The following is a 9,871-nucleotide window of genomic DNA, read 5'->3' on the forward strand; positions in this document are numbered from 1 at the left end:
CGCGGGAACACGGGCGCCGCGGGCGCCCCGGCGACGCCGCCGGAGCGCCGTTCCGCCCGGGGCGGCGGAGGGCCGCCCCGGACGTCACCGCTACAGGACCGGTCCGGCGATGTGGGCGACCTTGCGGGAGAGCGGGACGCCGGAGCCGTCCCGGCGCGGGTCCGGATCGGGCAGCGGGGCCGCCGCCCCCGAGGCGGTGGCCGCCCGGGCCGGCGCGGCGCCCGCCCAGGCGAAGGCCAGATGGTCCTCGCCCTTCAGGAACCGCTGGCAGCGCACCCCGCCGGTGGCCCGCCCCTTGCGCGGGAACTGGTCGAAGGGGGTCAGCTTGGCGGTGCCCGTGGCATCCAGCGTGCCGGAGGAGCCGGCGACGGTGAAGACCACGGCCTCGCCCGCCGGATCGACGGCGGTGAAGGAGATCACCCTGGCGCCCGCGCCCAGCTTGACGCCCGCCATGCCGCCCGCCGCCCGGCCCTGCGGCCGCACCAGTGAGGCCGGATAGCGCAGCAGCTGGGCGTCGTCCGTGATGAAGACCAGATCCTCCTCGCCGGTGCGCAGTTCGGTGGCGCCCACGATCCGGTCGCCCTCCTTGAGCGCGATCACCGGCAGCTCGTCCTTGCCCGCCGGATAGTCCGGCACCACCCGCTTGACCACGCCCTGCTCCGTGCCCAGCGCCAGGCCCGGGGAGGACTCGTCCAGCGTGGTCAGGCAGACCACCCGCTCGTCCTCCTCCAGGCTGAGGAACTCCGACAGCGGCGCGCCGCCCGCCAGGCTCGGCGTGGTGGTGCCCTCCGGCAGCTGCGGCAGATCGACCACCGCCACCCGCAGCAGCCGCCCGGCGGACGTCACCGCGCCGATCTCGCCGCGCGTGGTGGTCGTCACCGAGGAGATGATCACGTCGTGCTTGGCGCGCTTGGCCGCCGGGTCGAAGGAGGTGGCGCCGTCCGCCGTGCGGGCCAGCAGGCCGGTCGCCGACAGCAGCACCCGGCACGGGTCGTCGGCCACCTCCAGCGGTACGGCGGCCAGCTCGCCCTCCTCGCCGTCGGCCAGCCGGGTACGGCGCGGCGTGGAGAACTTCCTGGACACCTCGGTCAGCTCCGAGGAGACCACCTTGCGCAGCTCGGTGTCGGACTCCAGGATCTCCGTCAGCCGCTCGATCTCCGCGGTCAGCTTCTCCCGCTCCGCCTCCAGCTCGATCCGGTCGAAGCGGGTCAGCCGCCGCAGCGGGGTGTCCAGGATGTACTGGGTCTGGGTCTCGCTCAGGCCGAACCGCTCGATCAGCGCCTCCTTGGCGCGGGCCGCGTCGTCGCTCGCCCGGATGATCCGGATGACCTCGTCGATGTCGGCCAGCGCCACCAGCAGGCCCTCGACCAGGTGCAGCCGGTCCCGCCGCCTGCCGCGCCGGTACTCGCTGCGCCGCCGCACCACCTCGAAGCGGTGGTCGAGATAGACCTCCAGCAGCTCCTTCAGACCCAGGGTGAGCGGCTGGCCGTCCACCAGCGCCACGTTGTTGATGCCGAAGGACTCCTCCATCGGCGTCAGCTTGTAGAGCTGGGCGAGCACCGCCTCCGGGTTGAAGCCGTTCTTGATCTCGATCACCAGCCGCAGGCCGTGCGCCCGGTCGGTGAGGTCCTTGACGTCCGCGATGCCCTGGAGCTTCTTGGCGTTGACCAGATCCTTGATCTTCCCGATCACCTTCTCCGGGCCGACCGTGAACGGCAGTTCGGTGACGATCAGGCCCTTGCGGCGGGCGGTGACCTGCTCCACCGCCACCGTGGCCCGCATCCTGAAGGTGCCGCGGCCGCTCTCGTAGGCGTCCCGGATGCCGTCCAGGCCCACGATCTGGCCGCCGGTGGGCAGATCGGGGCCGGGGACGTACCGCATCAGGGTGGACAGATCGGCGTTCGGATGACGGATCAGGTGCTTGGCCGCGGCGATCACCTCGCCCAGGTTGTGCGGCGGCATGTTGGTGGCCATGCCCACCGCGATCCCGGAGGCGCCGTTGACCAGCAGATTGGGGTAGGCGGACGGCAGGGCCACCGGCTCCTGCTCGCTGCCGTCGTAGTTGGGGCCGAAATCGACGGTGTCCTCGTCGATGGACTCCACCATCAGCCCGGCCGCCGGGGCGGCCCGGCACTCGGTGTACCGCATGGCCGCGGGCGGGTCGTCGTTCCCCAGCGAGCCGAAGTTGCCGTGGCCGTCGACCAGCGGGAGCCGCATGGAGAACGACTGCGCCATGCGCACCAGCGCGTCGTAGATGGCGCTGTCCCCGTGCGGGTGGAGCTTGCCCATCACCTCGCCCACCACCCGGGCGCACTTGACATACCCGCGCTCCGGGCGCAGGCCCATCTCGTGCATCTGGTACAGGATGCGGCGGTGCACGGGCTTGAGGCCGTCCCGGGCGTCGGGCAGGGCCCGGGAGTAGATGACCGANGGCGTCGGGCAGGGCCCGGGAGTAGATGACCGAGTATGCGTACTCCAGGAAGGAGCCCCGCATCTCGTCCACGACGTCGATGTCGAGGATGCGCTCCTCGTAGTCGTCGGGCGGCGGGGACTGCGTGCGGCGGCGGGCCATCGCGGCAAGGCTCCTTCGGTCGGGACAGGGCAGGACGGGGTCCATTGTGGCCTGTGCCGCCGACAGGCCGTCCCGCAGCCCGCCGGGCGGACCGTCCGGGCCCGTCCGGACGTGGCGTGCGCCGCGCACCGGGCCGTCCGCCCGCATAGGGTGACACCACTCACCCGAGACCCGATGACCGCTCCGCTGACGAAACGAAGGGATCTGCTACCTATGGGCCACACGGCCACCCCGCAGGAAGCCTCCGGCGGGCTGACGGTGACCGAGCACCGGCTGGACAACGGCCTGCGCGTGGTGCTCTCGGAGGACCATCAGACCCCGGTCGCCGCCGTCTGCCTCTGGTACGACGTCGGTTCCCGCCACGAGGTGCCCGGCCGCACCGGGCTGGCCCATCTCTTCGAGCACTTGATGTTCCAGGGCTCGTACCAGGTGCCCGGAAACGGCCACTTCGAGATGATCCAGGCGGCCGGCGGTTCGCCCAACGGCACCACCAGCTTCGAGCGCACCAACTACTACGAGACCATGCCGGCCCACGAACTGGAGCTCGCGCTCTGGCTGGAGGCCGACCGGATGGGCACCCTGCTGACCCGGCTCGACCTGCCCTCCCTGGACAACCAGCGGGACGTGGTGAAGAACGAACGCCGCCAGCGCTACGACAACGTGCCCTACGGCACCGCCTTCGAGCGCCTGGTGGCCATGATCTTCCCCGAGGGCCACCCCTACCACCACACCCCCATCGGCTCCATGGCCGACCTGGACGCCGCCTCCCTGGAGGACGCCCGGCAGTTCTTCCGCACCTACTACGCCCCGGACAACGCCGTGCTGGCCGTGGTCGGCGACATCGACCCGGACCAGACCCTGGCCTGGATCGACCGCTACTTCGGCTCCATCCCGCCCTACCGGGCCAAGCCCGAGCCCCGCGACGGCTCGCTGCCGGAGACCATCGGCGCGGAACTGCGCCAGGTGGTCGAGGAGGCCGTGCCCGCCCGCGCCCTGATGTCCGCCTACCGGCTCCCCAAGGACGGCACCCGTGCCGCCGACGCCGCCGACGTGGCGCTCACCGTGCTCGGCGGCGGCGAGTCCTCCCGCCTCTACAACCGCCTGGTGCGCCGCGACCGCACCGCGGTGGTGGCCGGCTTCGGCATGCTGCGGCTGGCCGGCGCCCCCTCCCTGGGCTGGCTGGACGTCAAGACCTCCGGCGAGGCGGAGATCGCCGACATCGAACGGGCCGTGGACGAGGAACTGGCCCGCTTCGCCGCCGAGGGCCCGACCCCGGAGGAGATGGAGCGCGCCCAGGCCCAGCTGGAGCGGGAATGGCTGGACCGGCTGGCCACCGTGCACGGCCGGGCCGACGAGTTCTGCCGCTACGCCGTGCACTTCGGCGATCCGGCGCTGGCCCTGACGGCGGTGGACCGGGTGCTGCAGGTCACCGCCGAGGAGGTGCGCCGGGTGGCCGCCGAGCTGCTGCACCCGCGCAACCGCGGCGTGCTGGTCTACGAGCCCACCGGTGAACCCCCCGAGGCCGGCGCCGAGGAGACCGGGCTCCCGGCCGGCCCGCCCGTCCCGGACGTCCCCGTCGACCCGGACGTGGCGCCGGAGGCCGAGGGCACGGAGGTGGGCGAGGGGCCCGAGGAACCGGGACGGTCCGACGGCGGCGGCGAGCCGCCCGCCGGTTCCGAGGTCCGGCAGGCCGCCGAGCCCGCCGTCGACTCCGTCATCACCACGGCCCGGAAGGAGGAGCAGAAGTGAGCGACCTCAGCGGCTCCAAGCCCGCCATGACGCTGCACCCCCGCCCGGAGAGCGGCCCGCCCCGCCCCTGGGCCTTCCCCGCCCCCGAGCGGAGCTCGCTGCCCAACGGCCTCACCGTGCTGCGCTGCCACCGCCCCGGCCAGCAGGTGATCGCCGTCGAACTCAGTCTGGCCAGCCCGCTGGCCGCCGAGCCGGAGGGCCTGGAAGGCGTGGCCACGCTGATGGCCCGCGGCCTGAGCGAGGGCACCGACCGGCACACCGCCGAGGAGTTCGCCGCCGAGCTGGAACGCTGCGGCGCCACCCTGGACGCCGCCGCCGACCATCCGGGGGTGCGGGTCTCCCTGGAGGTCCCGGCCTCCCGGCTCACCCCGGCGCTGGGCCTGCTGGCCGACGCGCTGCGCGCCCCGGCCTTCCCCGAGGCGGAGATCGAGCGGCTGGTCGCCAACCGGCTGGACGAGATCCAGCACGAGCTGGCCAGCCCGCCCCGGCGTGCCGCCATGGCGCTCTACGCCCACCTCTTCCCGGCCGGGGACCGGATGTCCCGTCCCCGGCAGGGCACCGAGGAGAGCGTGGCCCGGATCGACGCCGCGGCGGTGCGCGCGTTCTACAAGGCGCACGTCGGCCCGGGCACCGCCACTGCCGTGGTGGTGGGCGACCTCACCGGCATCGACGTGGACGACGCCCTGACCCGGACCCTGGGCGCCTGGACCGGCGCCGCCGTCCCGCCCGAGCCGATGGACCCGGTCACCGGTGACGACACCGGCCGGGTGGTGATCGTGGACCGGCCCGGCTCGGTGCAGACCCAGCTGCTGATCGGCCGCCTGGGCCCGGACCGCCACCACCCGGTCTGGCCTGCCCAGGTGCTGGGCGTCTACTGCCTGGGCGGCACCCTCACCTCGCGGCTGGACCGGGTGCTCCGCGAGGAGAAGGGCTACACCTACGGCATCCGGGCCCAGGCGCATGTGCTGCGCTCGGACGCCCGGGGGGCCGGCGCCGCGCTGCTGGCCATCTCCGGTTCGGTGGCCACCGATGTCACCGGCCCGGCCCTGGCCGACCTGTGGCGGGTGCTGCGCACCCTGGCCGCGGAGGGCCTGACCGACCAGGAGCGGGACGTGGCGGTGCAGAACCTGGTGGGCGTGGCGCCGTTGCGGTTCGAGACCGCGGCGTCGGTCGCCGACACCCTGGCCGACCAGGTGGAGCAGGAGCTGCCGGACGACTTCCAGGGCCGGCTCTACACCCGGCTGGCCGAGACGCCCACCCAGGCGGCCTCGGAGGCCGTGGTGCGGGCCTTCCCGCCGGACCGGCTGGTGGCCGTGCTGGTGGGCGACGCCGGGCAGATCCTCGGCCCGGTCAAGGAGGCCGGCATCGGAGAGGTGACGGTGGTCCCCGGCACCTGAGCCCTGGCCGCTTCCTCCGGCCGCCGCTTCCTCCGGTCAGCGCACCGCGCGCCGGGACCGGCTCACGCCCCGCGCCCGTGCGGTGCGCGGGCGACCGCGCGGTCCGGGAACCGTCACCATACGGTCTCCCGGGCCGCGCTTTTGCGTCCGGTCTTGATCGTTCGCGGCTGAAAGGTACCGCTTCCACAGGGGCGCTATCGGAATTCCCGGGCTTTTGCCATAGAGTTCCATTGACCCGGCGGTAATGCGATGCGGCCGATGCCGGCGACAGTGGGAGTGGGTTTATGCGTATCTCCGCGCACACGGTATGCACGGCGATTCGTGAGGACATCGTCAACGGGGTGCTGCCGCCCGGCTCGCGGCTCGCCGAGGAGCAGCTCGCCCAGCGGTACGGGGTGTCGCGGGTACCGGTGCGGGAGGCGCTGCGGACGCTGGAGTCCGAGGGGTTCGTGGTCTCCCGCCGGCACGCCGGGGCGTGCGTGGCGCAGCCCGGTGACCAGGAGGCCGCCGACCTGCTGGACATCCGGGCGCTGCTGGAGCCGCTGGGCGCGGCGCGCGCCGCGCAGCGCCGCACCGAGGCTCATCTGAAGGTGCTGCGCGGACTGGTCCGGCTCGGGCGGCAGCGCGCGGGCCAGGGGCAGGAGGCCGATCTGCGCTCGCTCGGCGACTGGTTCCACGAGACCGTCGCGCAGGCCACCTGCTCGCCCGCGCTGACCGCGCTGCTGGTGCAGATCCGGCGCAAGATGAGCTGGCTGTACGCGGGGGAGCCGGTGTCCCGCGCGGTGACCGTGTGGCAGGAGCGCGGTGCCCTGGTGGACGCGATCGCCCGCGGCGACGCGGAGCGGGCGCGGTCCCTGACGGCCGCCCAGATCGAGCGCTCCGCACCCGTGCGCAGGCAGCACCGGCCGATCACGGTGAGGACTCCGAAACCTGCCGTAAACATGGCGCGCGGCCAGATTTAACGGCGGTCGTATACACCTGCTGGACAAGCAGCGGGAATTCCGTGCGGCGCTCCGCCCGAATTCGGCGCTGCGGATTCTGCTGCCATGAAATTCTTGGCGAGCGGAATCCGTGTGCGGGAAATGTGCAGAAAGGCGGCGGGCGGGGCTCCGGCCGGAATGCCGGTGTCCCGCCCGCCGCTCTTTCCCCTCCCTGTCCCTGTCCCCGCCCCTGTCTCTGTCACCGCCCGCGCCCCCGCTCCTGCCGCGCGCCCCGCCGGGCGCCGGTGTGCCGCTGCGCTCGCTGGGCCGGTGTGCCGCCGTGTGCGCGGCCGCGGGCGGGCGGCGGTGCGGGCGGGCCGCGGGGATCAGACGGTCTCGGGAAGTTCCTCCAGGCCCTCGGAGACCAGCCGGGCCAGCCGGTCCAGAACCGCCTCGGCGCCCTCGTCCGGCGAGGCCAGCACGATCTCCTCGCCGCTCTCCGCCCCCAGGCTGAGCACCGCCAGCATGGATGCCGCGTTCACCGGCCGGCCGTCGCCCCGGGCGACGGTCACCGGCACACCCGCCGCGGTGGCGGCCCGGACGAAGATCGAGGCGGGCCGGGCGTGCAGCCCCTCCGGCCAGCCGACCGTGACTCGGCGCTCAACCATGGTTGTTGCCCTTCGACTCGGAGCGTGGGTGCGGCCCGGGACCCGGACCCTCCGGTCCGGCCGGACCCCTCTGACCTGTCTAGACCATAGCCCCCGGGCGGTCGCCGTCCGGCCGGGGGCCGCCCGCACCGGGGCGTGCCCCCACCCTGCCGGGCCCGGCGGCCGGGCGCCAGGCCGGGAGCGCTGTCGGCCGACGGCCGTACCCTGAAGCCATGTCCGCTCCCGAGGAGCCCGGCGGGCAGCCGCCGGAACCGCCGCCGTCCTACCCGCACCACTGGGAGGCGGACGTGGTGCTGCGCGACGGCGGCACCGCCCACATCCGCCCCATCACCCCCGAGGACGCCGACCGGCTGGTCGCCTTCTTCTCCCGGGTGTCCGACGAGGCCAAGTACTACCGGTTCTTCGCCCCCTACCCCCGGCTCTCCGCGCGCGACGTGCACCGCTTCACCCACCACGACCACGTGGACCGGGTCGGCCTGGCCGCCGTGCTGGGGGACGAGTTCCTCGCCACCGTCCGCTACGACCGGATCGACGAGCAGGGCCGCCCCGCCACCGGGCCCGCCGACCGCGCCGAGGTCGCCTTCCTGGTCCGCGACGACCACCAGGGCCGCGGCCTGGGCTCGGTGCTGCTGGAACACATCGCCGCCTGTGCCCGGGAGCGCGGCATCCGCCGCTTCGCCGCCGACGTGCTGCCCGACAACCGCAAGATGATCAAGGTCTTCACCGACGTCGGCTACTCGCAGCACCGCCGCTTCGCCGACGGCTCGGTGCACCTGACCCTCGATCTGGCGCCCACCGACGCCTCGCTGGCCGTGATGCGCGCCCGCGAGCAGCGTGCCGAGGCCCGCTCGGTGCAGCGGCTGCTCACCCCCCGCGCGGTCGCGGTGATCGGGGCGGGCCGACGTCCCGGCGGGGCCGGCCGCACGGTGCTCGACGGGCTGCTGCGCGGCGGCTTCACCGGCCCGGTGTACGCGGTCAACAGCGCCCTGCCCGAGGGACGGACCGAGCTGAACGGCGTCCCGGCCCGCCGCACCGTGCGGGAGCTGCCCGAGCGGGTCGACCTGGCCGTGGTGGCGGTCCCCGCCGACCAAGTCGCCGGCGTGGTCGCGGAGTGCGGCGAGTCGGGCGTGCAGGGCCTGGTGGTGCTGGCCTCCGGGCACACCCGCGAGGAGCAGCGCGAACTGGTGCTCGCCGCCCGCTCCTACGGCATGCGGATCATCGGCCCCAACGCCTTCGGCATCGTCAACACCGACCCGGCGGTGCGGCTCAACGCCAGCCTCGCCCCGCGGCTGGCCAGGCGCGGCCGGATCGGCCTGTTCACCCAGTCCGCGGCGATCGGCATCGGCGTGCTGGACGAGCTGGAGCATTCCGGCGCCGGCCTGTCCACCTTCGTCTCGGCCGGCAACCGGGCCGACGTCTCCGGCAACGACCTGCTCCAGTACTGGTACGACGACCCGGACACCGCGGTCGCCCTGATGTATCTGGAGTCGCTGGGCAACCCCCGCAAGTTCACCCGGCTCGCCAGGCGCGCGGCGGCGGCCGGCCGGCCGGTGGTGGTGGTCCGCGGCGGCCGGCACAGCGGCGGCGCGCTGCCGCCCGGGCACGCCGCCCCGGTCAGCCGCACCCCGCCCGGCACGGTCTCCGCGCTGCTCCGGCAGGCCGGGGTGATCGAGGCCGGCACCGCCACCGAACTCGCCGACACCGGACTGCTGCTCGCCGGCCAGCCGCTGCCGCGCGGCCGCCGCACCGCCATCCTGGGCAACGCCGAATCGCTGAACCTCGTCGCCCACGACGCCTGCCGTGCCCAGCGGCTGCGCCCCCTGCCCATGCAGCGCCTGGCGCCGGACGCCGGACCGGAGGCGTACCGCCGGGCGCTGGCCGCCGCGCTCGCCGATCCGGGCACCGACGCCGTGCTGATCACCGCCATCCCCACCGTCGGTGACCACGGTGACCACGGTGACGGGGGGGACACCGCCGGCGGTCCGGCCTGGTCCGATCCGTCCTTCGGCCGCCGGCTCACCGAGGAACTGCACCGGGCGGTCACCGCGGCCCGGCGGGGCGCCGGCGTGGCCAAACCGGTGCTGGTCGCCCATCTGGCCATCGCCGGGCTCGCCGCGGCGCTCGCCACCCGCTCCATCCCGGCCTACCCCTCCGCCGAGCGTGCGGTGCGTGCCCTGGCCCACGCGGTCCGCTACGCCGCCTGGCACCGCACCGCCAACGACCCCGGCCGGGTCCCGGAGTACGACGACATCGATCCGGCCGGCGCCGCGGTGGTCCTGAACCACGCGCTCGGTGCCCTCGCCCCGGCCCCGGCGGAGGACGATCCGGCCGCCCGGCAGGACCGCCGCCCCGGCCTGCTGCCCGTCGCCGCCGCTCTGGCCCGCCGCGCCGGCACGGCGCTCGGCCGCCCCGGCGACCATGAACCGCGCCGCCCGGACCGGCCGGTCACCCCGCCCGGGCATCCCTCGCCCGGGGACACCCCCGGCCCCGGTGCGGCGGAGGAGGGCACCACCGCCTCCGGGCATCTCGCATCCCGCACCGGGAACGGCGCGGCGCACCATCCGC

General features: G+C 74.7%; 4 protein-coding genes and 2 pseudogenes. 4 read left to right on the forward strand and 2 right to left on the reverse strand.

All coding sequences use genetic code 11. From position 1 onward, the window contains the following. Positions 1 to 90 precede the first annotated feature (90 nt). A pseudogene (locus GQS09_RS23955) lies at positions 91 to 2,572 on the reverse strand (DNA topoisomerase (ATP-hydrolyzing) subunit A). Positions 2,573 to 2,785: 213 nt separating this feature from the next. On the opposite strand from GQS09_RS23955, the pseudogene GQS09_RS23960 reads away from it, so the two are divergent. From GQS09_RS23960 to GQS09_RS23970, 3 genes and pseudogenes are all read left to right on the forward strand, one after another. Continuing rightward, positions 2,786 to 4,126, forward strand: a pseudogene (locus tag GQS09_RS23960) (M16 family metallopeptidase); the annotation flags it as partial. 221 nt (positions 4,127 to 4,347) lie between these two features. Next, the gene (locus GQS09_RS23965; RefSeq protein ID WP_165989624.1) at positions 4,348 to 5,718 is read left to right on the forward strand and encodes a pitrilysin family protein; all 1,371 of its coding nucleotides are present in this window, start codon (positions 4,348 to 4,350) and stop codon (positions 5,716 to 5,718) included. Positions 5,719 to 6,002: 284 nt separating this feature from the next. Next, on the forward strand, positions 6,003 to 6,680 hold the full coding sequence (locus GQS09_RS23970; protein WP_165989617.1) for a GntR family transcriptional regulator: 678 nt from the start codon (positions 6,003 to 6,005) through the stop codon (positions 6,678 to 6,680). Between the two features lie 344 nt (positions 6,681 to 7,024). Here the strand turns inward: GQS09_RS23970 and GQS09_RS23975 are convergent, their stop codons facing one another. Beyond that, the gene (locus GQS09_RS23975; protein ID WP_165989619.1) at positions 7,025 to 7,306 is read right to left on the reverse strand and encodes an HPr family phosphocarrier protein; all 282 of its coding nucleotides are present in this window, start codon (positions 7,304 to 7,306) and stop codon (positions 7,025 to 7,027) included. Positions 7,307 to 7,518: 212 nt separating this feature from the next. On the opposite strand from GQS09_RS23975, the gene GQS09_RS23980 reads away from it, so the two are divergent. Then, positions 7,519 to 9,871: GNAT family N-acetyltransferase (locus GQS09_RS23980; protein ID WP_165989622.1), on the forward strand; the 2,353-nt coding region annotated here is incomplete at its 3' end.

It is taken from the genome of Streptomyces sp. YIM 98790, assembly GCF_011421595.1.
GTDB lineage: Bacteria > Actinomycetota > Actinomycetes > Streptomycetales > Streptomycetaceae > Streptomyces.

Coding starts and splice junctions, on each gene's coding strand:
- GQS09_RS23975 (WP_165989619.1), bottom strand. CDS start 7,306: ATGGTTGAGCGCCGAGTCACGGTCGGCTGGCCGGAGGGGCTGCACGCC.
- GQS09_RS23970 (WP_165989617.1), top strand. CDS start 6,003: ATGCGTATCTCCGCGCACACGGTATGCACGGCGATTCGTGAGGACATC.
- GQS09_RS23965 (WP_165989624.1), top strand. CDS start 4,348: ATGACGCTGCACCCCCGCCCGGAGAGCGGCCCGCCCCGCCCCTGGGCC.